We start from the raw sequence: 26,520 nt of genomic DNA on the forward strand, positions 1-26,520 counted from the left end.
AGGCTACTGCAGATTATGATGATGAGAGATTACTGTATAGACACTGTCTGCATCATCAGTTGTATATTGCTACGAATATCATCGAGTGACATTTGGTGGTCTTGCTGCAGGCAGTAACTTAAATTGTTTAATATAATCCCTGCATACGTATGCCCTTGAAAATCCAAGTCGCCTGGGCGTCCATGGCGCTTGGCATGCTCAATATAATTTTGTTTGATTAACGCATACATGTCATCATATAAATGAATATTGGGGGTTTTGATTTGCCAAAAAGCCAGTATGCGTTGTTTTTGCGAGTGAATAAACGCCCAAAATTGTTCCAAACACATCAGTAAATTTTCTTGACTGGCGACACTAAAGCGTTCGGTTAAAAACTTCTCATACACTTGGCGAAAATTACTCACCATTTTCTCTGCCAGCGCCTCTTTACTGGCGTAATGACGATAAAAGGTTGAGCGGTTGATCGCTGCCGTATCTAAAATATCTTGGACCGTGATGGCGCGGTAAGGTTTCTGCTGCAGTAATGCGAGAAAAGCTTGCTCGATATGTTGTTCAGTCTTAATGACCCGTAAATCATTTTCGTTCATCGCTTTTTGGTATCCTTACGCTCTTCATCTTACGCTTTATGTCTTAGCCTTTAAATTTTAGCAATCGCAGGAATTGCACAAAATTTTTACAATAAACAACATTATCTACCTAACTGTATTCTTATGCAACATTTATGTTTTATTTGATGCTTGATGCTTGATGCTTGATGCTTGATGCTTGATGCTTGATGCTTGATTGGTGTTTAGGATAGTTTTATATTACCACCCATCAAACGTATCAAATGACATCATCCAGCATATTGTCTAGGATAAATCCGTCTGCCAGCCGTCGGATTTTTTAGATTTTGCCAATCAAGGTTTGCGATAAGCACAAAAAATGGCTGAAGCCACGCTGACAGTCGTTAAAAATATTCTGCTAATAGAGTTAATATCTAGGCAAACTAAACGCAGTTTAAATTCAACCTGCTAAAATGTTACTATCGTTAAGTACATAGATAACTTTGGTTACAAAATATAATTTAACCGCAATTTTATAATTCGACTTATAATAATCCATCTTATCAAATTGCGTCGTTAATTTATGAGTAAAGCACATGCTAAAACCTCGGTTCCTGCACTGACATTAGGGGCAATCGGGGTCGTTTATGGCGATATCGGTACCAGTGTACTGTATTCAGTAAAAGAAGTTTTTAATTCTGGTCATGTCGCCTTTAACGTTGCCAATATCTATGGGGTGCTGTCGTTATTTGTATGGACTATCACCATCATCGTCAGTCTCAAGTACATCTCGTTGGTGCTACGCGCCGACAATAAAGGGGAAGGCGGTCTGATTGCGATGCTCGCCTTGGCATCAAGCGCGGTGAAACATCGCCCAAAATTGCACGCAATCATCATGACCATGGGGATATTTGGTACTTGCTTGTTTTATGGCGATGGGGTGATTACCCCATCCATCTCAGTGCTATCGGCAGTAGAGGGTTTGACGGTGGTATCGCCACGGCTGCATAGTGTGGTAATTCCTGCCACGCTGACCATTTTGTTCCTGTTATTTTTTGTGCAAAAATTTGGTACCAAAGGTATTGGTAAGCTGTTTGGACCTGTGATGGTGCTATGGTTTTTGTTGATTGCGGGTATTGGGGTTTATCATATTCAGCACAATGTCGAAATCTTGCAAGCCATCAATCCCATCTATGCTTATCAGTTTGTGGTGACCAATCCGACACTCGCCTTTATCATCTTGGGGGCAGTTGTCCTGTGTGTGACAGGCGGTGAAGCTTTGTATGCCGATATGGGGCATTTTGGCAAAAAACCGATTCGTATCGCTTGGTTTTCCATTGTCATGCCCGCCTTGTTGCTCAATTATTTCGGGCAAGGCGCATTTTTACTCGCCAACCCTGATGGCAAATCCAATCCCTTCTTTTTGATGATTCCAGATGCCATGCGTATTCCGATGGTGGTAATGGCAACATTAGCGACAGTGATTGCGTCACAAGCGCTGATTTCTGGGGCGTTTAGTATCACCAAACAAGCGGTGCAACTGGGCTTTTTACCGCGTATGCGTATTGTGTATACCAATGTCAAAGAAGTGGGTCAGGTGTATATTCCAGCGATTAACTGGGGCTTATTTATCGCCATTGCGTTTGCTGTGGTGATGTTTAAATCGTCCGGTGCGTTAGCGGCCGCTTATGGTATTGCGGTTTGTACGGATATGCTGATTACCACGATATTGACCTTCTTTGTGATTCGCTATGCGTGGAAATACCCATTGCTACTGTGTATCGCCGCGACCTCATTGTTCTTTGTGGTGGATTTCTTGTTTTGGGCGTCAAATCTGCTCAAACTACTCAAGGGCGGCTGGTTCCCATTGTTGTTAGGGGGCGTCATGTTTGTGCTCATGATGACTTGGCGAGATGGGCGTAACTTGGTGAGAATTGCCCATACCACAAGGCAAATTAACTTAAAAAATTTCTTGGATGACTTGTTTGGTAGTTTTACCAATAAACGCTTACAAATAGCTTTGGAGTCGACGCAAGGCAAATTAGAAAAGCTGACCCAAGATATTGAAAACGCGCCACTTGAGAATATCCAAGAGCTGCAAAATCAGCAAGCGGTACTGCAGGAGAAAATCTTAATCAACCAGCGCTGCCAAGTGCTGTTTGAAAATATCAAAAAAATCAAAGGCATTGCTGTATTTATGGTCTCTGAAGTCGATATCGTACCCGTGGCGTTGAAACAAAACTTAAAGCACAATAAATGCTTGCATGAGTACAATATCTTTGTCACCGTTAATACTTTAGAAACCCCTTGGGTGGGTCTTAGCAAGCGCAGTGAAGTGACCTATTTGGGACACAATTGCTGGAAGGTAGTGCTCAATTTTGGCTTTAAAAATGACCCTGATGTGCCAGACTCACTCAAACACATTCAGCAATTTAACTTTGATTTCGATCCTGCCAAGGTGAGTTATTTCTTATCCCATGAGGCGGTGGTGGCATCTGAGAGCATCAAAGGTATGGCGTTATGGCGTGAAAAATTGTTTGCCCATATGCACCGTAATGCCGGCACCGCGGCTGAGTTTCTAAAACTTCCTAGCAACAATGTGGTAGAAATGGGTGCCAAAGTAGAAATTTAAATGCCCAACTAAAAAGCCATTCCTTCGATAGTGGCTTTTTTTTCTGCTTTTCTGCTTGATTGTGACTTAGTCTGTTTCAAATGCTTGATTCAGCGAGGCTTCGACGGCATCAATTCGCGCTTGGCATACTTTATAGGCGTCAATGGACTCCGCTACAATGGTCATCAGTGCGTCGATGTTGGGTTCTTGGCTATTTTGCAAGCGCTGTGCATTTGTTTTTAACACCTCATAGGCGCTTTTAAAATCAGTTGGCTCGGTCATGGTTATTCCTTGATGGATAGGTCAGTTTTTTGGGTGTTTGGCATTGACAGTGGCTTGTAGATAGCCATCTTGTAGTTCAATGGTTATGGTTGAATTGGGTTCAACTTGGGCAATCGAAGTCATCACCGTATTTGATGCAGGATGCGAGGTTCTGATAATCGCATAGCCACGGGTTAATACAGTTGACGGATGCTGTAACAATGTCATCTCACGCAGTCGATCGGTCGATTGACGAGCCGTGGTGATTTGTTGATAGGCAAGCTGGCGAATCTGTACAAATTGGTTGTCCATGGCAAGTTTAGCGGCAGATAATTGTCGCTGCGCTGCCGATTGTATCTTGGTAAGTTGTTGTTCGCTATCACGGCGTGCCTGCAAGATGCTAGATTTAGCAATTTGCTCGATAGTCAAAAAATGTTGTTTGGCAGCTTGGGTAATAGTGAGCAGATGATTGCGAATGCCTGCGATAACCTTGGATGGGGTATCAAAACTTTGATGTGCCACTTCATCTAGCATGACGCGGTCGCGCTCATGACCAATGCCGACCCATACCGGTATCGGCTGCTCCGCCACCAGCGCGGCAAGTTCGTAATCATTGAGATAGGCCAAATCGCCCACCGCGCCACCACCCCGGATAATCACTATCAAATCTGTGGTAATATGCTGCTTGCTCAGATTTTTCATGCCTTTAATGAGGGCTTGGCGGATATCTTCAGGGGCGTGATTGCCTTGAAAGGTGGCGTGCTCATAATGAAAAATACACGCTCCTGTGCTGGCGAGCCTATCGGCATCCGCGCGAAAATCGCCTAGCCCTGCAGCTTTTTCAGGGGCGATGACGAGCACATGCTCAATATCAAACGGCATCGGGAGCGATTGATTGAGATCGAGCAGCCCTTCTTCATGCAGCCTGGTTAAAATCATTTGGTATTGCTTTGCCAAATCGCCCAGTGTGTAAGTGGGGTCGATATCGACGATGTTTAGCGAAAAGCCATATTGGGCATGGAACGTGGCTGAGACTTTGAGCAATACATTCAAGCCTCGCTCAAGGCTCATGCCAGTGTTTTTTTCGAACTTTGCCAGTATTTTGGCTGCTTGACCACGCCATAGCGTGCCGCGGCAGCTGGCGGTGACTTTGCCATCCATATCTTTATCCGCCAATTCAAAATAGTAGTGACCGCCTTTGGCTGACAGACTACGAATTTCAGCTTTCACCCAAACAGTATGGGCAAACGTTTCACTAATCACCAACTGAACAGCGGATAGATAATCGCTCAGTGACAATACAGTGTCGCTTAACGCCTGTTGCAGTTGGCTATCGCGATCTTGAATGGCTAATTGTTCGCTAAAGTCATAATCGTTTAAGTTATCAACGCTTAAGTTATCAATACTGCCACGCTTTGCAGTTGCTTTATTGTCATCCTCACCATCGTCAAGCAGCGCCAAAAATACGTCATCAGCCTGATTTAATGAGGTGGTTTGCAAATCCAGTCGTGCGAGCTGCTCTTCAATTGATTTGATAACAGTTTTGGAAGCTTTTGCCATGGAGGATTCTTGATAATTAAAAATAAAATTGTAGGCGAAAATGATAAAGCTGACAACGTGACATTTGTGATTGAGGTGTGATTCAGGCTTGATACAGCCTGTTAAGCTGTTAATTTTAAATATTACATTATATTTTATGATGTAATATTCAGAAGTGGAATATGGATACAGAATAATATTGTTTTTGCTTGACGACGCTTTTTTTGTAAAATAGTATGAATAAATTTAACATTTAACATTATATATTGATTTTTATACATTGAGATGAGGGGTGACCATGATGACTGTTAATTTTCAAAAAAAAACTAAGGTTCAACACAAAACCGTAGCTGTGCTATCAAGTCTAGCGTTATTAGGCGTGAGCCTAGCGGGTTGTTCACGTGCGCCCACCCAGCAAGACCAACAAGCCGCTTCAGGTCAAGCCGCGACGCAATCAAATGCAGGCGCGAGCGATAAAGGCACTATTAAACTGCTCAATGTTTCCTATGACGTCGCTCGTGACTTTTATAAAAGCTACAATCCCCTGTTTATCAAAGACTACGAAGCCAAAAATAGCGGCAAAACCGTTGATATCCAGCAATCGCATGGCGGTTCTAGCAAACAAGCGCTCGCAGTTGCCAATGGTCTGCAAGCAGACGTGGTCAGTATGAACCAAGGCTCAGATGTAGAGCTGTTGGTGAAAAAAGGCTTGGTAGCGCAAGATTGGCAAAGCCAATTCCCAAACAAAGCAGTACCCTATACCAGTGCCATCGTGTTTTTGGTGCGTAAAGACAACCCAAAACAAATCAAAGACTGGTCTGATTTGGCAAAACCAGGCGTACAAATCGTACTTGCCAACCCAAAAACCACGGGTAATGGGCGTTATGCCTTTTTAGGCGCGTATGGCTACGGCTTACATAGTTTTAATAAAGATGAAAGTAAAACCAAAAACTTTGTCAAAGCGTTGCTCAAAAACGTACCGGTGTATGAAAATGGTGGGCGTGCGGCGACTACCACGTTCTTACAACGTCAAATTGGCGATGTGTTAGTCACCTTTGAAAATGAAGCCAACCTAGCTGTTAAACAGTTTGGGAAAGGCGATGTGCAAATTGTTTATCCAAGCTATACCATATCAGCAGAAAACCCCGTGGCGATTGTCAAATCAGTGACCGATAAAAAAGGCACGAACGACGCAGCGAAAGCGTATCTTGATTATTTATGGAGCGAGCCTGCCCAGCAATTGGCGGCAGATTTATACCTGCGCCCAAGCGACGCGGCGGTACTGGCTAAAAATCAAGATAAATTACCCGCGCTTACTACCTTTAGCCCCAATGCCGAATTTGGTAGCTGGACGGATATCATGACCAAATACTTCAAAGATGGTGGTGTTTTTGATCAGCTAGCCAGCCCAACGAGCACCATAGCATCGGCACCTGCGGCAAAATAGTTCGCTGTTTTTACCTAATAAAACCAGAGTTCGGCTCTGGTTTTTTATTCTAGCTAAGAATATTTAAAGCGCATAAATATAGTTTGGAAAATCAAAGTGAGATGGTACTATAGCCGTGCTTAAAATTTTGGATACAGAGCTTTTTGTATCTTTATTTTTATATGTTTATTATTTTAAATTCTCACGTTGCCTACCGATTATTAGTAAAGGAAGCCCTGCATGGCAAGCATCAATGCTAACCATCAAGCCGATTTAACATCAAACAATCAGCCTAAAACACCCAATTCACCCTTGAAACGCAATAAAAAGCGCCATATCATGCCGTTTTTTAATTTGAGTTTGGGCATCAGTGTATTGGCATTGTCGATTATCGTGCTGTTGCCATTTGTGGCGATGGTAATGACAGCCGCCGATATTGGCGTGGCAGGCTTTATCAAAACCATTGCCGAGCCGCGCGTCAAGGCAGCGATTGAACTGTCGCTAAAAATGTCATTGCTAGCGACATTGACCAATTTGGTGTTTGGTACGCTGATTGCATGGGTGTTGGTGCGCTATGAGTTTTGGGGAAAGTCGATTTTAAATGCGCTCGTGGATTTGCCCTTTGCCTTGCCAACGGCGGTAATGGGTATTTCGTTAGCAACCTTATATGCACCCAATGGTTTAATCGGGCAGTTTTTTGCGCCATTCGGCATTAAAATTGCTTTTACCCCCATTGGTATTTGGTTGGCGCTAATTGTGGTGAGTTTGCCGTTTATTGTGCGTGCGGTACAACCTGTGCTTGCGGAGCTGTCGCCAGAATATGAAGAGGCGGCATCGGTGCTAGGCGCTGGGAGATTGACAACTTTTAGACGGGTCATCTTGCCGGAGTTGTATCCTGCGTTGCTGATGGGCTCGGGCATGATGTTTGCGCGGGCGACGGGGGAGTATGGCTCGGTGATTTTTATTGCGGGTAATTTACCGATGAAATCTGAGATTTTACCGTTAATCATTATTGGTAAGCTTGAAAGTTTTGATGTACAGGGGGCTGCCGCGGTTGCTTTATTTATGTTGATGATTTCGTTTGTGATTTTATTTGCCATTAATGCCTTGCAGTGGCTATTGACCAAACGTATGGGCGGGGCAAGTGTATGATAGACAGCAGCCAATATCCTTACCAAACCCAAGCCGCAACCCGTGAGCCGACATGGCTACGTTATACCTTAATTGGTATTGCGGTGGCGTTTATGACGCTGATGCTAGTGATTCCGCTGATATCGGTGTTTTATGAGGCCTTAAAATCTGGCTGGCAGTTGTATGTGGCTGCCTTGACCGATCATGAGGCATTATCGGCCATCAAGCTTACCTTGATTACGGCGCTGATTGTGGTACCGATTAATACGGTGATTGGGATTGCCTTAGCCTGGCTATTGACCCGATTTGATTTTAAAGGTAAGCAATTTCTCACCACGCTGCTAGATTTGCCATTTTCGGTATCTCCGGTGGTTGCAGGTTTGATGTTTGTCGCGCTACTGGGCGCCAATACTTGGCTTGGCGGCTGGCTAGAATACTTTGGTTTTCAAGTGATTTTTGCCATTCCCGGTATCGTGCTTGCCACCATGTTTGTGACTTTTCCATTCGTGGCGCGTGAAGTGATTCCGCTGATGCAGTCGCAGGGCAGCAGTGAAGAGCAAGCGGCATTAACACTCGGTGCCTCAGGCTGGCAAATGTTTTGGCGGGTGACGCTGCCCAATATCAAATGGGCATTGCTATACGGTATTATTTTGACCAATGCCCGGGCGATGGGTGAGTTTGGCGCGGTGAGTGTGGTCTCAGGTCATATTCGCGGTGAAACCAATACCATGCCGCTATTGGTTGAGATTGCCTACAATGAATACAACATGACGGCGGCGTTTGCGTTGTCGAGTTTGTTGGCGTTGTTGGCACTCGTTACCTTAATCGTGCAGCAGGCGTTGACTAAACGTCAGTCTGCCAATGATGAATAACATTGATGCAATTTAAAAAGTAAAAAAAGTTAAGAGAATACCATGAGTATCGAAATCCGTGATATCACCAAACAGTTTGGTCGCTTTACTGCACTACAACCGATTAATTTAACCGTACCGACGGGCAAATTAACCTCGCTCTTGGGACCTTCAGGCTGCGGTAAGACAACCTTACTGCGCATCATTGCAGGGCTTGAGCTTGCCGATACGGGGCGTATTTTGTTTGATGGTGAAGATGTGACCGATGTGCCTGTCCAGCAGCGTCATATCGGCTTTATGTTCCAGCATTACGCGTTATTTCGCCATATGACCGTGTTTGATAACGTGGCGTTTGGCTTGACCGTCATGCCAAAAAACAAACGCCTAAGCAACGCGGAAATCAGCAAAAAGGTCAATCATCTGCTGGAGCTGGTGCAACTATCCCAAACCGCAAAAAAATACCCGCATCAACTCTCAGGCGGTCAGCGTCAGCGTATCGCATTGGCGCGTGCGCTAGCGGTAGAGCCAAAGCTGTTGTTACTCGATGAGCCATTTGGCGCACTCGATGCCAAGGTGCGTAAAGAATTACGCGCTTGGCTGCGCTCGATTCATCATGAGCTCGGTGTCACCAGTATTTTAGTGACCCATGACCAAGAAGAAGCGGCAGAATTATCCGATGAAATTGTGGTGATGAACCAAGGTCAAATCGTGCAAATTGGGGATTATGAGACGCTGGTCAATCATCCCTCGAATCATTTTGTTGCCAATTTTCTGCAAGATTCGCACGTCGAATATGTGATTTAGCTTAGTTAAATTTAGCCTTAATTAAATTTAGCTCAGTTAAGCAATGTTAAGCAATAAAAAGAGAAGCCCCGTGCTTCTTTTTTATTGCTAATTTTTTTGCTAAAGGTTAGATAAAAAAAAGGGTATTATCACATACCCTTTTAATCGATTGATAAGCGTTAAACCTCGCAATAATTATTTTGCAGAGTGACCTGTCAGCTCAACTTTATGTTTTTGATGCTCTTCTAAGCCTTCATAGTAGTTACGAAGTACCGCTAACACTTCTGGACGGCTGAAGTTATCAGGCACGTCTTCCCCTTCCGATAAGGCTTTACGCAATTTGGTACCTGAGACTTTGACATGATGGCTGGCATCGTGTGGGCAAGTTTTGGTCGATGCCATCGAGTCACAAGCATTACACCAGAATGTCCAGTCAATTTTTAACGGTTGGGTGATTAAATCATTCGGTTTGAGCGTATCAAAAATATGCTGCGCATCAAACGCGCCATAGTAATCACCCACGCCTGCATGGTCACGCCCGACAATCAAATGGCTACAACCATAGTTTTGACGAAATAAGGCATGTAATAATGCTTCACGTGGACCGGCATAGCGCATATCCAGTGGATAGCCTGCTTGGATGACCGTGTCTTTACGGAAGTAATGGTCGATTAATGTACCAATGGCTTCTTGGCGTACGTCTGCAGGAATATCCCCAGGTTTTAATGCGCCAAGCAATGAATGAATGAGTACGCCATCACAGATTTCAATGGCGATTTTGGCAAGGTATTCATGTGAGCGGTGCATCGGGTTACGGGTTTGGAAAGCAGCGACGGTTTTCCAGCCATTTTGAGTAAAGATGTCACGGGTTTGTGCCGGAGTGAGGTAGATATCACCATATTTGCTCGGGAATTCGCCTTCGCTTAACACCACCACATCGCCAGCTAGATTGACATCACCTTGTGCCATTACCATGGCAACGCCGGGATGCTCAAGCTCTGTGGTGCCAAAGACGGTTTGGCATTCGTGCGCTTTATCAATGCGGTATTTTTCGCTTAAGGTCAAAATCCCCATGATTTCACCTTGGTATTCCAGCGCAATGTCATCACCTGGGTTTAGCGTATCGGCAGTGGCAGTATCGGTCGATAGGGTAATAGGAATGGGCCAAAATACGCCCGCATTGTCGCCAGTGGTTAAATGCATATTGTCACATACGCTTTGCCAGTCTGCTTGGTTCATAAAACCATCTAGCGGGGTAAAGCCGCCAATACCGAGCATAATCAAATCACCGGCTTCACGGGAGCTGATTTGGATTTTTGGGAGATTTTTGGCTTTTTGCTGGGCAGCGGTTAGCGCATCGCCTTTAAGTAATTTTTCTTTTAATGTGTCACTACCGTGCGGTGGTACTAGTTGGCTTAGAGAATGGAGAGTTGAAGTGGCGCTTTGGCTCATCGGATTTCCTATATTAGCGGGTCAAAATTAACGTGTCAAAAAAACAGACGGTTCAAAAAAATTAAGGTAGCGTATAATAGAATATTACGGTTCGCAATAATAAATGCAGTAACTCGATATATTTATGTAAAAATGGAATTTACTAAAAACCCCTTGGGCATTTATGATAGGCAGGTTAAAATTTCACCCAGTTGAAATGGCTGCAAAAGCTAAAAGTTTTAAATTTAATTTGTAATTAGAATTTGTATTAGTGACATAGGAATCCGCATGTATAAATACAACGCAATTGACCAACAATTGGTAGACGATCGGGTCGAGCAGTTTCGCGACCAAACCCGACGTTTTTTGGCTGGCGAGCTCAGTGAAGAAGCGTACTTGCCATTACGCCTGATGAACGGTCTATATATTCAGCGTCATGCGCCGATGCTTCGCGTGGCGATTCCTTATGGTCTGCTTGCGACGTATCAACTGCGTAAACTTGCCGACATCAGCGAAAAATACGACCGTGGCTATGGTCATATCACCACCCGTACCAATATGCAATTTAACTGGCCAAAATTAGAAGAAGTACCCGATATTTTGGCAGAATTGGCATCGGTACAAATGCATGCGATTCAAACCTCGGGCAACTGTATCCGCAATACCACCACTGACCAGTTTGCCGGTGTGACGGCTGATGAAATCGCCGATCCGCGCCCGTATTGTGAAATCATTCGTCAATGGTCAACGTTTCACCCAGAATTTACCTATTTACCGCGTAAATTTAAAATTGCAGTCATCGGTACTTGCTCAGACCGTGCAGCGACACAGCTGCATGACATTGGCCTGCATGTGGTCAAAAATGACGCAGGTGACATTGGCTTTGAAGTGATTGTGGGCGGTGGTCTAGGGCGCACGCCTGTGATTGGCAAAGTGATTCGTCCGTTTTTACCTGAACGCCATTTACTCTCTTATTTAGATGCCATCTTACGTGTCTACAACCAATACGGTCGCCGTGACAATAAATACAAAGCGCGTATCAAGATTTTAGTTGAAAGTATGGGCGCCGAAGCGTTTTCACGAATCGTGGAAGAAGATTGGGAAAAACACAATAAAGACGGTGCATTAACACTGACAGCTGAACAAATTGAACACGCCAAAACCTTCTTTCCACAGCCGGCGTACCAAACATTCAGCCAACAACAATTACAAGCTAGCCAAGACAAACTGGCTACCCAGTTTGAAGATAGCGAGTTTGTGCGTTGGTTTAACCAAAATACCCGCGAGCATAAAGTCAAAGGCTATCACGTGGTGATTATCTCACTCAAACATTTTATGCAAGATACCGGCGATATCACCGCTACCCAAATGCGCGTGGTGGCTGATTTGGCGGATAAATACAGCTTTGGTGAAGTGCGCGGCACCCATCATCAAAACTTGGTGCTCACGGACGTCAAACTTGAAGATGTATATGACGTCTATCAGGTGCTCAAACAATACCACCTTGCCCGCCCAAATATTGGCTTATTGACGGATATTATCTCATGCCCAGGCTTTGACTATTGTTCATTGGCCAATGCCAGCACCTTAAATATCGTCAACCAAGTCAACCAATATTTCCAAGACGCAGACTTTGTCCATGATATTGGTGAAATTCGCCTAAACATGTCAGGCTGTATGAATGCCTGTGCGCATCACCATGTCGCAGATATCGGTATTTTGGGTGTGGACAAAAAAGGCGAGCATTGGTACCAAATTTCGCTCGGTGGTAGATCGGGTCAAAACGCCAAATTAGGCGATATTTTGGGCAAATCCGTGCCTGTCGATGCGGTTGCGGCGACGGTGGATGATATCCTGCAAGTCTACCTTAAATATCGCCAAGCGGCGGATACCGACTTTGGTAGCGAAACATTTGCCGAAGTTGTTGATCGTATCGGTATTGAGCCATTTAAAGAGTATGTATATCGTGACAAATCAGAACAGCCGGTGGAGGGATAAGCCATGGCACTTATTAACCAAAGCCAAGTGATTGATAATGTAAAGTCAGTCAGCGTGAGTATTCATGAGCAAAAAATCGAGCATATCGACCCATCCCAGTATGCCTCAGATATCACTGAAATTTTGGTAGACTATCGCCCTGTCGAATTTAGCGAGAAAAATCCGCCAAAACCGCAGTTAGAAGCGGATGATTTGGTAGCGCTTTCCCATCGGTTGGGCGATAAAAAACTGGGTATTATTTTATCGGGTGCTAGTGATTATCAGTTTTTGCACCAGGACTTTGTCAAAGTGATGCCGCTACTGTCGGTGATTGTGATTGATTTTCATGGTTTTCGTGATGGACGCGGTTATAGTTTAGCGCAAAAAATCCAGCAACACCCCAGTTATACCCCCGCTATTGTGTTGCGCGCCAGCGGTGATATCTTGCCAGATACGTTGCAGCTGCTCACCGAAGTAGGGTTTAGTGAGTTTGATATTGATGACAGCGATTTTAACCCCAGTTGGTTTGATTATTTTGTCGATATCAAACACCGCTATACAGGTCGCAGCGTGACGCAATTACCGATTTTTGCCAATTAATTGTTGAATGATGCTAAGATTGAGCGAATCTAAGGGTTCGCTTTTTTAATGTTAGCCCGTTGCCACCGTGTCGTTTCTAACTTCTGGTTTCTGCATTTCCAGTCAATTTGTTAATTCTAAATTTTCATAATAATATCATTAAAAATCATTTTTTAAACATCGCATAATTGATTAGCATAGCGTATCCCAATTTTTCACCATAAAACATTAGGAAATCCAATGAGCAATAAACTAAATATCGACCTAGACAAAGCCAACGCAGAATTGAACGGCAAAACCGCAGAGGAAATCATTGCTTGGGCACTGGCACAAGGTAGTAATCCTATCATCACTACTAACTTTCGCCCTTACGAAGTGGTATTATTAGACATGGTTACCAAACAACGTCCTGATATCAAAGTATTGTTCGTGGATTCTGGCTACAACACTGAAGCCACTTACCGCCATGCCCAAGATTTGATTAAACGTCTAAACTTAAACGTGATTACCTACTTGCCACAACAAACCGCAGCTTGGCGTGATGTTGAGTTCAATGGTATACCTAGTGTCAACAACCCAGCGCACGCAAAATTCACTGAGCAAGTGAAACTTGAGCCATTTGGACGTGCGTTAAAAGAAATTGCCCCTGACGTGTGGATTAATGCGATTCGTAAAGACCAAACGGAATTTCGCCAATCGCTTGACGTGTTGTCAGAAAGTAAAGACGGCGTGTTAAAAGTAGCGCCATTGTTCCATTGGTCAGAAGATGACCTAGAAGCTTACTTAAAAGAGCATGATTTGCCAAATGAACATGACTACTTTGACCCTACCAAAGTCGAAGAAAACCGTGAATGTGGTCTACACACACAATTATAATTTTTGATCGGCAGTATGTATGAAAATGTTAAGCTGAACTTCGGTTCGGCTTAATTGTTCTTGTCACTATCTAATGTTGAGAATGTCTATGAATACCTTACCGCTATTTTTTAAATTAGAAAATCGCCCCGTACTCGTAGTTGGCGGTGGGGAAGTGGCACTGCGTAAAGCGGATTTGCTTGACAAAGCGGGTGCTACTATCACCTTTGTCGCACCCAGCTATGAGGCGAGACTCATCGCGCAATTTAGCGATTCTCGTCATCAATTGATTAACGATGTTTATCAGCAAAAATATTTGGATAAACAAACCATCGTCATTGCTTGTACCGATGATGAAACGGTGAATGCACAGATTTTTCATGATTGTGAAGCCCGTTTTATCCCAGTCAATGTCGTCGATAATCCACCGCTATGTACCTTTATCTTTCCTGCCATCGTTGACCGCAATCCGATTACCATTGCGGTATCCAGTGCAGGCAAAGCCCCTGTGCTGGCAAGACTGCTGCGAGCCAAAATCGAAACAGTGGTGCCACCGCAATATGGTGAATTGGCAGGGTTGGCAGGTAGATTTCGCGATAAAGTAAAAGCTGCATTGCCCAATGTGACGGCTAGACGTAAGTTTTGGGAGCAAGCCTTTGAAGGACAAGTCGCAGAATCGGTATTTGAAGGCAATACAAATAGCCTAAGCAAAGCTGAAAGCCAACTTGAAACTTTGCTACAACAGCACGCCAACAACCAACCCACGGATAAAGCACAGCTTGGCAAAGTGTATATTGTGGGTGCAGGGGCAGGCGATCCTGATTTGCTAACTTTTAAAGCGCTACGATTGATGCAACAAGCGGATGTGGTGTTTTATGATAATTTGGTTTCAGCGCAGATTCTTGATCTATGCAGGCGTGATGCCAGCAAAATCTACGTCGGCAAAAAAGCCAGTGATCATGCGGTAAGGCAAGAAAAAATCAATGAGCTACTCGTGGAACAGGCGCAGCAAGGAAAACGGGTGTTACGTCTCAAAGGCGGCGACCCGTATGTATTTGGGCGTGGCGGCGAAGAAGCCGAGCAATTGGTTGCAGCTGGGATTGAGTTTGAAGTCGTGCCGGGGATTACCGCAGCCACCGCGGCGGCAAGCTGTGCCGGTATTCCATTGACTCACCGTGCGTATGCGCACTCTGTCAAGTTTGTCACCGCCTCTCTTAAGACGGATACCATCAATGAAGACTTTGCCAGCTGGCTTGATGATAACCAAACCGTGGTTTTTTATATGGGATTAAAACAGCTTGATAAATTGACGAGTGGCTTGATTAACGCAGGAAAAAATCCCACGACGCCGATTGCGATTGTGTCCAATGCCAGCTTGCCGCATCAGCAAGTATTGACAGGCACGCTTGAGACCATCGTGGCAAAACAACGTGAGGCAAACTTGCCCGCCCCAGCGATTTTAATTATGGGCAATGTGGTTAAGCTACATCACAGACTTCATAAACGATAGCAATTTTTAACTCATGGGGTATGGCAGTTAAAAAAGCTTGCAGATTGGGGTAAATACTTATAACTTAGATATCCGTTAGAAAAATTAACGAATTGGTTCGATAACAGAAATATTTTTGTCACAATTTAATATGACGTTTTTATGAAAGGATTTATGTATATTGTAGCAATACATATTATTTGTATCTGCTACAACATCAACTAGTAATTTAGAAGGATAGGGACATGCGACTAAAACCGAAACTGATTTTAACCAATCTGTCATTGGCTTTAATGTTGGTGATATCACCCATTGCCCAAAGCAAACTATTACCACAACCAGCCACCAATGCTAGCCAGTTAGCGGCAAATCGCTACGATAGCAGTAATGCTATCTTTCATCCTGTCTATGGTAAAAATGGTATGGTGGCTTCCGAGCAAGGGTTAGCGACGCAAGTTGGTTTGGATATATTAAAACAAGGCGGCAATGCTATCGATGCGGCGGTCGCGGTTGGATTTGCCTTAGCAGTCGTCTTGCCAAATGCTGGCAACATTGGTGGTGGTGGTTTTATGGTGTTGCATGATGATAAAACTGGCAAAGATGTTGCGATTGATTTTCGCGAAATTGCGCCAGCCAAAGCCAGCCGTGATATGTACCTTGATAGTCAAGGTAATGTTATTGATGGAAAATCATTGTTCACGCATGACGCTTCAGGTGTGCCTGGTACAGTAGCTGGGATGGAATACGCGCTAAAAAAATGGGGTACAATGCCATTATCTAAAGTGCTTGAGCCTGCAATTAAGCTTGCAGACAAAGGGTTTATTGTCAGTGATGTATTGGCACAGACGTTAAAAGAAGAAAAATCAACACTGGGTAAATGGGCAGCTAGCAAAGCGATTTTTTTCAAAAACGGTGAACCGCTGAAATCTGGTGATTTGTTGGTACAAAAAGACTTGGCGAAATCATTGCGTTTGATTGCCAAACAAGGGGCGAAAGCATTTTATCAAGGTGAAATCGCCACAAAAATTGCGAAAGAAATGCAATCACATGGCGGCACAATGACACTTGAAGATTTAAAAGCCTATAAAGTTGTTGAGCGTCAGCCAATTATTGGTGATTATCGAGGCTATAAAGTTGTTACCATGCCACCCCCAAGTTCGGGTGGTGTACACTTGATTGAGATATTAAATATGCTTGAACATTACCCTATCAAAGAAGATGGGGTAAATAGTGCCAAAAATATTCACCACATGGCAGAGAGTATGAAATTAGCCTATGCTGACCGCTCAGAATATTTGGGCGACCCGGATTTTGTCAAAATCCCTGTCACAGGTTTAACATCCAAAGCATATGCGAATGAACGGGTCAAAACGATTGATGATAATAAAGCAAGGCCTTCATCAACCATTAAACCTGGTAAACCACAACCTTATGAAAGTGACCAGACTACGCATTTTTCCGTCATGGATAAAGCGGGTAATGCCGTTGCTGTCACCTATACATTAAATCTTAACTTTGGTAGTGGCATTGTTGCAGCAGGCACAGGGATTTTACTCAATAATGAAATGGATGACTTCTCAGTGAAACCCGGTGTGCCAAATGCGTTTGGTCTAGTAGGTGGCACTGCCAATGCGATTGAAGCAAAAAAACGTCCACTTTCTTCAATGACACCAACAATTGTCATGAAGAATAATAAACCTTGGCTTGTTACAGGTAGTCCAGGTGGGGCTCGTATCATCACGACTGTATTGCAAAGTGTGGTTAATACGATTGACCATGAAATGAATCCCGCAGAAGCGATAATTACACCACGCGTTCATCACCAATGGTTACCCGATGAGCTTAGAGTTGAAGAAGGCATTAGTCCTGATACAATAAAATTGTTGCAAGACAAAGGTCATAAAGTTGTTACTAAAGCACCAATGGGACGTATTCAAATTATTCAAGCGGATGATTCTGGGTTTTATGGCTATTCTGACCCAAGAAATCCTGATGGCAAAACATTAGGTTTCTAAACTGTTGATTAAAAAAAACGTGAGTGCTGCGACTCACGTTTTTTTCACTAACAAAATATATCAAGATTATTTTTTGCAATTAATAGCCCAGTAAATCTTGAATAATTTTATCTGCTGTACCACTTTTCGCCAATCTCGCATTTTGCCCTGCCCACAGTGAGCTAAATTCATCACTTCCCATGCTTTCGGCTTTGGCTTTAATGGGGTTACTGACGAACGATGCATGGGGAAATGGCGGTGCAGACTCGCTAATATACCCCGTTTCTTGCATAAAGCGATTGACAATCCCGCGTGCTAAGCCGCCACTAAATACATTGGTTAAAGCGGTGTGTTCGGCTCGCTCACTTTGTAGCGCCTTGCGGTGAAAGTCTTTGGTATCACACTCATCTGCCAGCAAAAAAGCCGTACCCACCTGTACTGCACTGGCGCCCATGGCAAACGCTGCTTGTGCGGTAGCGTTGTCGCTGATACCACCTGCCGCAATCACCGGCAAACTGACAGAGCGGATGATATTGGGCAATAGGCTAAAAGTGCCCGCTTGCAGCGTCACATCTTGGCTTAAAAACATACCCCGATGCCCACCTGCTTCCAATCCTTGCGCGATAATCATATCCGCCCCATTGGCTTGCAGCCAGCGTGCTTCCGCAGGCGTGGTGGCAGAGGATATCACAATCGCCCCGGATTTTTTGACGATATTTAACAAAGCTTTGTCCGGTAGCCCAAAATGAAAACTCACCACAGGGACTTTTAAATCCGCCACTAGCGCTGCTTGTTCATGGGTAAATGGCTGACGTCCACCCGTCGTGGCTATCTCGTCTTGCGTCAAACCCAATTCTTGATAATAAGGTTGTAGGGCATTCAACCATTTTTCTTGCATCGCTTGGGTATAGTCAGGTTGTTGATGCGCAAAAAAATTGACATTAAAGGGGGCATCGGTCGCTTGGCGGATACTCACAATTTCGCTTTCGATTTTTTGTAGGCTGAGCAGGGCGCCAGGTAGTGAGCCAAGTCCGCCTGCTTGGCTCACTGCGATAGCAAGTTTGCTGTCTTGGACACCTGCCATCGGCGCTTGGATGATGGGCAATTGAACTTTAACGTAGTCAAGAAAGCTATTAATCGCCTTGGTATGATGGATCATTTTATGTTCCTTGTTATTGTTTTAATATGTTTGTCTTAGTGTTATGGACTTACAGGGCAAAAATCGAAAACTATTTTAGTGTATCGCCTAAAGATGACATTGAAAAGCACTATATGGAAAAGCACTATATGCCCGTTATAAATCGGCTGAATATAAATAAGCCCCAGTAACATCACTGGGGCTTTTTTGACTAGTTAACTTAGGTTGACTGTTTGGGCGCTAAGTTTAGGTACTGAGCTTAGGTACCAAGTTTAGACACTAGGCGCTTGGTATAGCCATTAACAGCGCTTGTCTTGCCTCGGTATTGTGTTTGAATTCGCCCAGCAGTGACATACTGCGGGTATCGGATTTTTGTTTCATCACACCGCGCATCATCATGCACATATGCGCGGCATCCATCACCACCGCCGCGCCTTTTGCCCCTGTCATATCCATCACCGCTTGGGCGATTTGGCGGGTTAGGTTTTCTTGAATTTGCAAACGTCGGGCGTACATATCCACGATACGTGCCATTTTTGACAGTCCAATCACTTTGCCATCGGGCAGATACGCCACATGAGCAACGCCATAAAAAGGCAACATATGATGCTCGCACATCGAATAAAACTCGATATTTTTTACCATGACCAATTCATTATTGTCAGTTGGAAAAATCGCGTTGTTGGTAATTTCGACCAAATCTTGATGATAGCCTTGGGTCAAAAAACTAAAGGCTTTAGCGGCGCGTTCTGGGGTATTAAGTAGTCCTTCACGTGTTAACTCTTCCCCTGTTGATGCAATTAGAGTGCGGTAGGCATCACTGTTTTGTTGGATAATCTCGTCAAAATTTGCAGGCATAGTCATGATAACATTTAAGTTTAAAAAATAGGCATAGCTTAACGCTTTACCACTATTTGTAAAGCGATTTTTGTCACAAACGCCATGAAAATCACTAAATTTGCTTTGTTTAGGTTTTTTTGCTAGAATTAACCCCTAATTTTGAGCTATTATAGTGCATATTCGTTCACTGAAAAATAAGGAAAAACCATGCTATTAACAGGGAAGCGTTTCGTTGTTACCGGTATCGCCAGTAAATTATCGATTGCTTGGGGTATCGCAGAAGCGTTACATCGTGAAGGCGCGAGTTTAATTTTGACCTATCCGAATGAAAAAATGAAAAAACGCGTGGATATGGCAGCCGAAACTTTTGGTGCAGAGAAGGTATTGGCGTGTGATGTGGCGTCAGATAGCGAAATCGAAGCGTGTTTTGCCCAAGTTGCTGCACACTGGCCAGATGGCATTGATGGGGTCGTGCATGCCATTGGTTTTGCCCCTGCCGATCAGCTAGATGGTGATTTTACCCAAGTGACCACCCGTGAAGGTTTTGCCATTGCCCATGATATTAGTAGCTACAGCTTTGTGGCGCTTGCTAAAGCCAGCCGTGAGTTGCTGGCAAAACGCCAAGGCTCGCTGTTAACCTTGACGAATGAAGGCAGTATCCATGTGTTGCCAAACTACAATGTCATGGGTCTAGCCAAAGCCAGTCTGGAAGCGAGCATTCGCTACCTTGCCAGCTCTCTGGGTAGCGATGGTATCCGTGTCAATGGGATTTCTGCAGGTCCGATTCGTACTTTGGCGGCAAGCGGTATCAAATCATTTCGTAAAATGCTCGACACCAACGCCAAAATGTCACCGCTACAGCGCAATGTCAATATTGAAGAAGTGGGCAATGCCGCGATGTTTTTGTTATCGCCTTGGGCGTCTGGTATCACCGGCGAGATTTTATTTGTCGATGCTGGGTTTAATACCGTGGCACTCTCTGAACAAGTGATGATGCAGGTAGAAGACTAATTTTTAGGCGAGTAGTGGATAAAAGAGCGACCATGGTTGCTCTTTTTTTTGCTTGCTGTTTTTTGCTTACTTTTTTTGATTGATGTTTGGATAGGGATTGCAAAGCCGTGTGGTTAAGCTTACCATTTTTTGTCAGGCTTAATATGTTTGGCAAGTCAGCTAAAGACTGATAAATGGCGGTAGCTAATGATTAATAAATTACCTAAGTGGATTTTATGGGGTGGCTGCGTGCTGGCGTTTAATGCAGGGTGTATCAATAGCACCGCGTTAGTCGGCTTCACGCATTTATCTGCTTCGCATGTAACGGGCAATGTGACGCTATTTGCCACAGCATTGGCGGAACAGCACTACCAGCAGATGGCGATGGTTTGTATCGTGCTGTTATCGTTTTTATCTGGGGCAGTTATCAGTGGCTTTGTGGTGGGTAGTACGGCATTAAAAGAAGGTAAGCGCTATGGCAACGCTTTGTTAATTGAAGCAAGTTTATTAATTATCAGTTTGATTTTATTTAGCTACCAGTCGTTTTGGGGGCAGGTGTTTGCCGCGATGGCTTGCGGCTTGCAAAATTCAATGGTCGCGACCTATAGCGGTGCCGTGATTCGTACCACCCATTTGACAGGATTGACCTCAGATATGGGCTCAGCCTTGGGTAATTGGCTGGCGGGCAGACCAATTAATAAAAAGATGTTCGTGTTTCAAGCGATGATATGGTATAGCTTTTGCGGGGGCGGGGTAGTAGGTGCTTTGGGCTATATCCACTACAAATACATGACATTGATGCTACCTATTGTGATTGTGTTATCGTCAGCGCTGGCTTATCAAACGTATTTATTAACCTGAAAAAAAACGGCTAAGTAAATACCTTAACCGTTTGATTTTATCTTATTCTTATTCTTCATCTTTGAATTTTTTCGCCTCATGTAACATATCAAGTAGCGATTCATCAGAGCCCTTAGAGGTAGGAGTGCTCGCATTATCTTGGTTGATGTCGGTACGATTGATGCCTTCCATCGCTTCATTGGCAACATCAGATTGGGCGTTGTCTAATTGAGATTTGTCGATAGGTTTAATGTTGTTATCTGTCATGGTTGTCTCCTTGTTTTTTTCTTTTATACGGTTGTTTTCTGTTATACGTTAGACCTAATAAGCTTAATATTATGAGTAAACCAAATGGCTTACAACACTTAAGAGTGAAACGTAACCAAAAATATACTCATGAGTGACGTAAGAATAAGTTTATCACTTTGCTAGCTGTATATTACTTGCGTTGGATTGCATACTTTGTAATGCATGACAGGTAAGTGAGTTAGGGAGATTTACAGACTGCTGGCGACACTGGCTGTCGCGACTGTGGCAATTCGGGTGATTTTTTCATTGAGCGGTGATGGTGAGGTGTTTTTTTTGCTGTATAATTTTTTGAGCGACTCACTTACTATCTATAAAAATTCTTGAGTATTTACTGCATGCTAACGATTGTACAAAGCAATAAAGTCGATAAGCTATTTGACCATCTGTTAAACGCCTACAAAAATCCCAATTATCAAAGCTCAATTTTTGAGCCTTTTCAGGTGATTGTGCCATCTAAAGTCATGGGGGAGTGGTTAAAAAAACAAGTCGCAGATAAGGCAGGCATCAGCACCTTAGTGACTACTGAATTTTGGGGTCGCTATTTTTTGGGACTGATGCAGCGGGTTTTAAGAACCTATGCGCGCATCTCGGAAGACGACGATATATTAGACGTGCCAGAAGTGGCAATGCTATCCAAAAACGTCATGCAGTGGCAAATATTTGGCTATTTAACCCAGTACCGACAAGCCATTGTGGAGCAGCCGCAGCATCCGCTTTATCCATTTTTATCGCCGCTGGTTGAGGACAAAGAAGCGGATAGCCCAAATACGACTGGTTTTGCACCTGATACACCCGCCACCGTTGACAGTTTAAGTTGGGCAAATAACCAATCGCTACTGTCTAATGACGTGATTAGCCAATCTGCTGAGTTGCAAACCCAAGATCAGCGCATCTGGCAGCTAGCCAGCGATATGGCAAATATGCTCAATCGCTATATGACCTATCGTCCGCAATGGCTCAGTAATTGGGGGCAAGACAAGCCTGTGGCGGTGAGTGACATGATTGCCAAAAAAGATGCGCTGCATAACCGCTTAAACGGGCGGGATGCGTCCAATGTCATCGAGACGCCTGACTGGCTCGTTGAGCACTACGAACAGCTAGAAGCCGCGCAGCGATTTTTATGGCGGCAGCTGTTTGATGATGATTACCGGTTTCGCGAGCAGTTGCATCAGCAGTTTTGGCAGGCATTAAACCATTCAGAGAGCCGTATCCGCAACATCAGCCGTAGCAAATTACCAAAGCACATCTTTTTATTTACTTTGCAGCAGTTGCCGCCGACAGAGTTACTGGACTTACAACGCTTAGGGATGCTAACCGATGTCACGATTTTACACTTTAACCCGTCAGAGCAATTTTGGGCAGATATCGTCGATAAAAACTGGCTTATGCAGATGCAAATGGAAGACGATGCCAGCAAGCATGACGCTTGGTATCTAAAGGATTATGGTCATACTTTGTTGTCACGGTTTGGCAAACAATCGCGTGAAGTGTTTGCCATGCTGGCAAGCTTATCGGGTAATGAATATGAACATGTGCTATGGCAAGATGACTTTGATAACACGCCGCCCAATACGTTACTGGAATTTATCCAACATGACATCTTAATGCTAGAAGAAGTCGCAACCACCGCCAAAATCAATGACATGCTTAAACTGGTGAAAGGCGATGAAACAAAAGCCGCAAAAGCAGCGAGTGAAGATAGCCGCCAAAACCTCGCGCAGCAAACCCAGCTTTTACAGCAGCAGCTTGCCAATATTCAAAGTAATGGGCTTAAAGATATCGAATCCACGCTTGGTTTATACAAAGCCATCAAAGACAAACTCAAGCAAGAATCCAACAAGCAACTTGAAAACGTAGAAAAATGGCGACCCAAACCACTTGATACCAGTATTGCCATTCATGTCTGTCATAGCATGGTGCGCCAGCTTGAAGTGCTACGCAGTATGATTATCGGGTGGCTAAATTATAGCGACATGCAAGCCACGCCAGCGCAGATTCCCACCGATCCTTGGGATAGACGGGCGTTATCAGATATTTTGGTATTATTGCCCGATATCGAAACGCACCAAAACATCATCGAAGCCACGTTCCCCAAACATGTGGGCGGTGATGGCTATCAGTTGCCCGCCAAAGTGACAGGCGTGGTGGCAAAAGATATCAACCTGCTTTGGCAAGCGATTACAGGGTACTACACGCTGCTCAATCGTGCGGGCGCTCGGTTTCAGCGTAGCGAAGTATTTGATTGGTTGATGCTAGCGCCGCTATATGAAAGCTTTGGGCTTAATTTGGAGCAGATGACCCGTGCTTGTGACTTGTTGACTCAGGCGGGATTTATTCGCGGGTTTGACGAGCTGCATTTGCAGCAAACCTTAAGTGCTGCCGATGATGACTATCGCTACACCTTTGCGTATGCGCTTGAGCGCTTGGTCGCTGGCGTGATGATGCCCAAAGCCACGGTGGTCAGTTTTGGCGAGTATACCAATAGCTTTGGCATGGTAGAGAAATTTGTACCACTGACAAACTTGACCATGGCAGATGCCGACATCGTCGCTGTGCTGTGTGATATTTATCAAACGTTGGATGACAATCGTCACCTAGGCAATGACGTCAAAACCTTGCCTGACTGGCTAAGTCAAATAGAAAAGCTCATTCAACAAAAATTTAGCTTATTTAATCAAACCAATGCGTGGCGCGCGATTTTTGCCGCACAAAATGACCTAAAAGAAAATATCGAAGCCAATAGCAAATACCTCGCTACGGTAACAAGCAAAACCGCAAGAAATCGCAACCCGCCTACCGAGCCATTGCAGCAAATTGACACCGAGAATTTGCCCCTTAAACTCACTTTTGTACTCGAAAACATCGCCCAATCAATTATCAATCAGCAAGTGAGTGCCGAGCCGTCAGGCGTGATTACCTTTGCCCGTATCGGTTCAGTGCGTAGCCTGCCGTATAAATTGGTGGTGATGCTGAATTTAAATTTGTCTGAGTTTCCAAAGCAAGAGCAGCAAAACCGTTATAATCTGATGCAGGCAGGATTGCCCATTCGCGGTGACAGATTTCGAGAAGATGACGATTTAGGCGCGTTTTTGGATGCGCTATTGTGCGCCAAGCAAGCGTGCTGGATATTTTATAATGGTAAAAGTACCACAGATACCCACGAGCATTTACCTGCCAGTCCCGTACAGGAATTACTCGACTTTTTGCAAAACCGAATGGCGAGTGATGACGTAATCATTGACCCCAATAACGACCAAAATAGCCTAAGCAATAATTCTCCAAATCCCCAATCAGCCAACTTTGAACAATGGGTAAAAGCCTATTTGGTCACCCATCATGCCGCCTTGCCATTTGATAAAAGTTATTTTGAATTGCCGCAAACTGAGCAAAAAAACGAGCAAAAGAGCGAGCATAAAGATAAAGGTATTCAAAGTCCCGAGCAAATTAATGACGAGGGGGTATCCGCTGATTTACAACAAACCACAGCTACTCTAAACCAGCAAATCAAGCTATCAAAAACTGCCCTGTACCCACCTGCCAAAATCTGGCATAATCTTTATACAGCGCTGCAAGATAAAGACGCTACGTCCACTCAGCCAATCGTGCAAGTTTGGGATACAAAGCAACTAACCGACTGGCTATCGCAGTGGCAACAACTAAAACAGCGTTTGTCCGACCTGCCTGAACAGTCGCAGCAGCATTATGTCAACTTGAGCAAAATCGTTGGCAACCTAGCCGATCCTGCCAAAGCCTTTGTAAAGGCACAAAATATTGCTATCCCTGCCCAAGGTGACAATGATAGCGTTGGCAATGATAGAAATGACAATGATAACGAGTTTGAATCGTTAACCTTGGATGCGTTAGATGGCTGGTTGTTGCGTAAATCTTTGTTAGACGCTTTTTTTGCACAAGCCTTGTCCGATAAGGGCGATAATACCCATAATAGCCATCAAAACGAGATGAAACTGGCAGCAAACGCACAAAAGCCAATGGTTCAAGAGTCAATCAACATCGCTATCAATGAGTTATTACCAGCCGGGGTGAACCGCTACCAATCGTTGCAGCAAAATCAGCAACAACTCAAAAAAGATTTGCAGGAATTTGTTCATCACTTAAAAACCATCAGCCAACAGCTCGAGGCTACTGAGGCAAAGTTGTTAGGGAATTTTTATTCAGATAAATTTGGGGCATTAGATGTACAAAATACGGACGAGGTCATCCAATGGGTGGCAACCGCGTTAACCCCCTGTGAAGAGCAGCGAATCGCCATCAGTGCCTTGGCGCTGGATAAACAAGCAGGACTGATGGACAGTAAAGAAAGCTGGGTCATCACTGCCAACTTGCCATTATATAAACCGTATCAATCAATTGAAAATAAGGTTGCCGCAGCTGCCAATCCCAGCTATTGGTTAAATTATTTGCCAACCTCTGGCAAAGAAAAATACCTGTTACAATTTTGGTTGCATCATTTATGTTGGCAAGTACTGCGCCGCACCACGGCTCAACAAGCACAGCTGAATGATGGCTTTTCGCTGTGGCAGTTTAGCAATAAAAAAACCGTGTATTTACCTGCCATCCCTTGTGAGCAAGCCTGTGGTTATTTGCAGGATATTGTGATGGTGTATCAACTCATCGATAGCGTCGTAACCATTGTACCGCCTGCTTTTTGCCTGTCATTTTTACAAAAACAACAAAAGCAGCCAGAGGCACCAGCCAGCCAGCATCTAGGTGATTGGCTAAAAGACAGTAATTTTAATTTTGTCGATGTCAACCAGTTTGACTACCCGATTTGGCAGCATTTAATCGGTGATTATAAACCATCGGTGGTTATTGGGTTTGCCCAGACGTTGGGCGCGCTGATTTATGAACCTATGTTATCTATGGTCAAAGAATTGCACCAACTCATTGAAGCATGACACGCATTTTTATCG

The 26,520-nt window shown here is 44.2% G+C and carries 19 protein-coding genes and 1 pseudogene; 13 read left to right on the plus strand and 7 right to left on the minus strand.

Annotated features, from left to right (window positions below; translation table 11 throughout):
- Positions 1–29: 29 nt before the first annotated feature.
- Positions 30–587 (minus strand): TetR/AcrR family transcriptional regulator, encoded by a 558-nt coding sequence (locus RTP55_RS07800; protein WP_312385399.1) that lies wholly within the window; start codon positions 585–587, stop codon positions 30–32.
- A gap of 541 nt (positions 588–1,128) precedes the next feature.
- Between RTP55_RS07800 and RTP55_RS07805 the strand changes: the two genes are divergently transcribed.
- On the plus strand, positions 1,129–3,177 hold the full coding sequence (locus tag RTP55_RS07805) for a potassium transporter Kup (RefSeq protein WP_312385400.1): 2,049 nt from the start codon (positions 1,129–1,131) through the stop codon (positions 3,175–3,177).
- Between the two features lie 66 nt (positions 3,178–3,243).
- Here the strand turns inward: RTP55_RS07805 and xseB are convergent, their stop codons facing one another.
- Together xseB and xseA are read right to left on the minus strand one after the other, a co-directional pair.
- Positions 3,244–3,438 carry an exodeoxyribonuclease VII small subunit gene (xseB, locus tag RTP55_RS07810; protein ID WP_076776608.1) on the minus strand — a complete coding sequence of 65 codons (195 nt, stop codon included), beginning with the start codon at positions 3,436–3,438 and terminating at the stop codon, positions 3,244–3,246.
- 21 nt (positions 3,439–3,459) lie between these two features.
- The gene (gene xseA / locus RTP55_RS07815) at positions 3,460–4,977 is read right to left on the minus strand and encodes an exodeoxyribonuclease VII large subunit (RefSeq protein ID WP_312385402.1); all 1,518 of its coding nucleotides are present in this window, start codon (positions 4,975–4,977) and stop codon (positions 3,460–3,462) included.
- Between the two features lie 277 nt (positions 4,978–5,254).
- On the opposite strand from xseA, the gene RTP55_RS07820 reads away from it, so the two are divergent.
- From RTP55_RS07820 to RTP55_RS07835, 4 genes and pseudogenes are all read left to right on the plus strand, one after another.
- Complete coding sequence (locus RTP55_RS07820) at positions 5,255–6,403, plus strand: sulfate ABC transporter substrate-binding protein (protein WP_409418428.1); 1,149 nt, start codon at positions 5,255–5,257, stop codon at positions 6,401–6,403.
- A gap of 219 nt (positions 6,404–6,622) precedes the next feature.
- Positions 6,623–7,534, plus strand: a complete 912-nt coding sequence (gene cysT / locus RTP55_RS07825; protein WP_198510400.1) for a sulfate ABC transporter permease subunit CysT — start codon at positions 6,623–6,625, stop codon at positions 7,532–7,534.
- On the plus strand, positions 7,531–8,385 hold the full coding sequence (gene cysW, locus RTP55_RS07830; protein WP_050325393.1) for a sulfate ABC transporter permease subunit CysW: 855 nt from the start codon (positions 7,531–7,533) through the stop codon (positions 8,383–8,385). Before cysT ends, cysW begins: the two co-directional genes overlap by 4 nt.
- Before the next feature lie 42 nt (positions 8,386–8,427).
- Positions 8,428–9,138 (plus strand): annotated as a pseudogene (locus tag RTP55_RS07835) (sulfate/molybdate ABC transporter ATP-binding protein); the annotation flags it as partial.
- A gap of 204 nt (positions 9,139–9,342) precedes the next feature.
- Here RTP55_RS07835 and sat read toward each other — a convergent pair.
- Complete coding sequence (gene sat, locus RTP55_RS07840; RefSeq protein WP_312385404.1) at positions 9,343–10,599, minus strand: sulfate adenylyltransferase; 1,257 nt, start codon at positions 10,597–10,599, stop codon at positions 9,343–9,345.
- Between the two features lie 267 nt (positions 10,600–10,866).
- Between sat and RTP55_RS07845 the strand changes: the two genes are divergently transcribed.
- The 5 genes from RTP55_RS07845 (at position 10,867) to ggt (ending at position 17,493) form a co-directional block, all read left to right on the plus strand.
- Positions 10,867–12,576, plus strand: a complete 1,710-nt coding sequence (locus RTP55_RS07845; RefSeq protein ID WP_312385405.1) for a nitrite/sulfite reductase — start codon at positions 10,867–10,869, stop codon at positions 12,574–12,576.
- Positions 12,577–12,579: 3 nt separating this feature from the next.
- Positions 12,580–13,155 (plus strand): DUF934 domain-containing protein, encoded by a 576-nt coding sequence (locus RTP55_RS07850; RefSeq protein WP_099834026.1) that lies wholly within the window; start codon positions 12,580–12,582, stop codon positions 13,153–13,155.
- A 219-nt stretch (positions 13,156–13,374) separates the two neighbouring features.
- Positions 13,375–14,010, plus strand: coding sequence for a phosphoadenosine phosphosulfate reductase domain-containing protein (locus RTP55_RS07855; RefSeq protein ID WP_312385406.1), 636 nt, complete (start codon positions 13,375–13,377; stop codon positions 14,008–14,010).
- 88 nt (positions 14,011–14,098) lie between these two features.
- Complete coding sequence (cysG, locus tag RTP55_RS07860; protein ID WP_312385407.1) at positions 14,099–15,499, plus strand: siroheme synthase CysG; 1,401 nt, start codon at positions 14,099–14,101, stop codon at positions 15,497–15,499.
- A 224-nt stretch (positions 15,500–15,723) separates the two neighbouring features.
- Positions 15,724–17,493, plus strand: coding sequence for a gamma-glutamyltransferase (ggt, locus tag RTP55_RS07865; protein WP_312385409.1), 1,770 nt, complete (start codon positions 15,724–15,726; stop codon positions 17,491–17,493).
- A 79-nt stretch (positions 17,494–17,572) separates the two neighbouring features.
- Here the strand turns inward: ggt and RTP55_RS07870 are convergent, their stop codons facing one another.
- Complete coding sequence (locus RTP55_RS07870) at positions 17,573–18,631, minus strand: NAD(P)H-dependent flavin oxidoreductase (RefSeq protein ID WP_101963775.1); 1,059 nt, start codon at positions 18,629–18,631, stop codon at positions 17,573–17,575.
- Between the two features lie 258 nt (positions 18,632–18,889).
- The gene (folE, locus tag RTP55_RS07875) at positions 18,890–19,468 is read right to left on the minus strand and encodes a GTP cyclohydrolase I FolE (RefSeq protein ID WP_065263921.1); all 579 of its coding nucleotides are present in this window, start codon (positions 19,466–19,468) and stop codon (positions 18,890–18,892) included.
- Between the two features lie 189 nt (positions 19,469–19,657).
- Here folE and RTP55_RS07880 point away from each other — a divergent pair, with 189 nt between their 5' ends.
- The gene (locus tag RTP55_RS07880) at positions 19,658–20,461 is read left to right on the plus strand and encodes an enoyl-ACP reductase FabI (RefSeq protein WP_312385413.1); all 804 of its coding nucleotides are present in this window, start codon (positions 19,658–19,660) and stop codon (positions 20,459–20,461) included.
- 186 nt (positions 20,462–20,647) lie between these two features.
- The gene (locus RTP55_RS07885) at positions 20,648–21,301 is read left to right on the plus strand and encodes a YoaK family protein (protein ID WP_312385415.1); all 654 of its coding nucleotides are present in this window, start codon (positions 20,648–20,650) and stop codon (positions 21,299–21,301) included.
- Positions 21,302–21,349: 48 nt separating this feature from the next.
- Here RTP55_RS07885 and RTP55_RS07890 read toward each other — a convergent pair whose 3' ends face one another.
- Positions 21,350–21,547, minus strand: coding sequence for a hypothetical protein (locus RTP55_RS07890; RefSeq protein ID WP_312385416.1), 198 nt, complete (start codon positions 21,545–21,547; stop codon positions 21,350–21,352).
- 377 nt (positions 21,548–21,924) lie between these two features.
- Between RTP55_RS07890 and RTP55_RS07895 the strand changes: the two genes are divergently transcribed.
- A complete protein-coding gene (locus RTP55_RS07895) occupies positions 21,925–26,505 on the plus strand; it encodes an exodeoxyribonuclease V subunit gamma (RefSeq protein WP_312385417.1) in 4,581 nt (1,526 codons plus the stop codon).
- Positions 26,506–26,520: the final 15 nt, after the last annotated feature.

Source organism: Moraxella sp. CTOTU47579 (assembly GCF_032004885.1).
Taxonomy (GTDB): domain Bacteria; phylum Pseudomonadota; class Gammaproteobacteria; order Pseudomonadales; family Moraxellaceae; genus Faucicola; species Faucicola tetraodonis.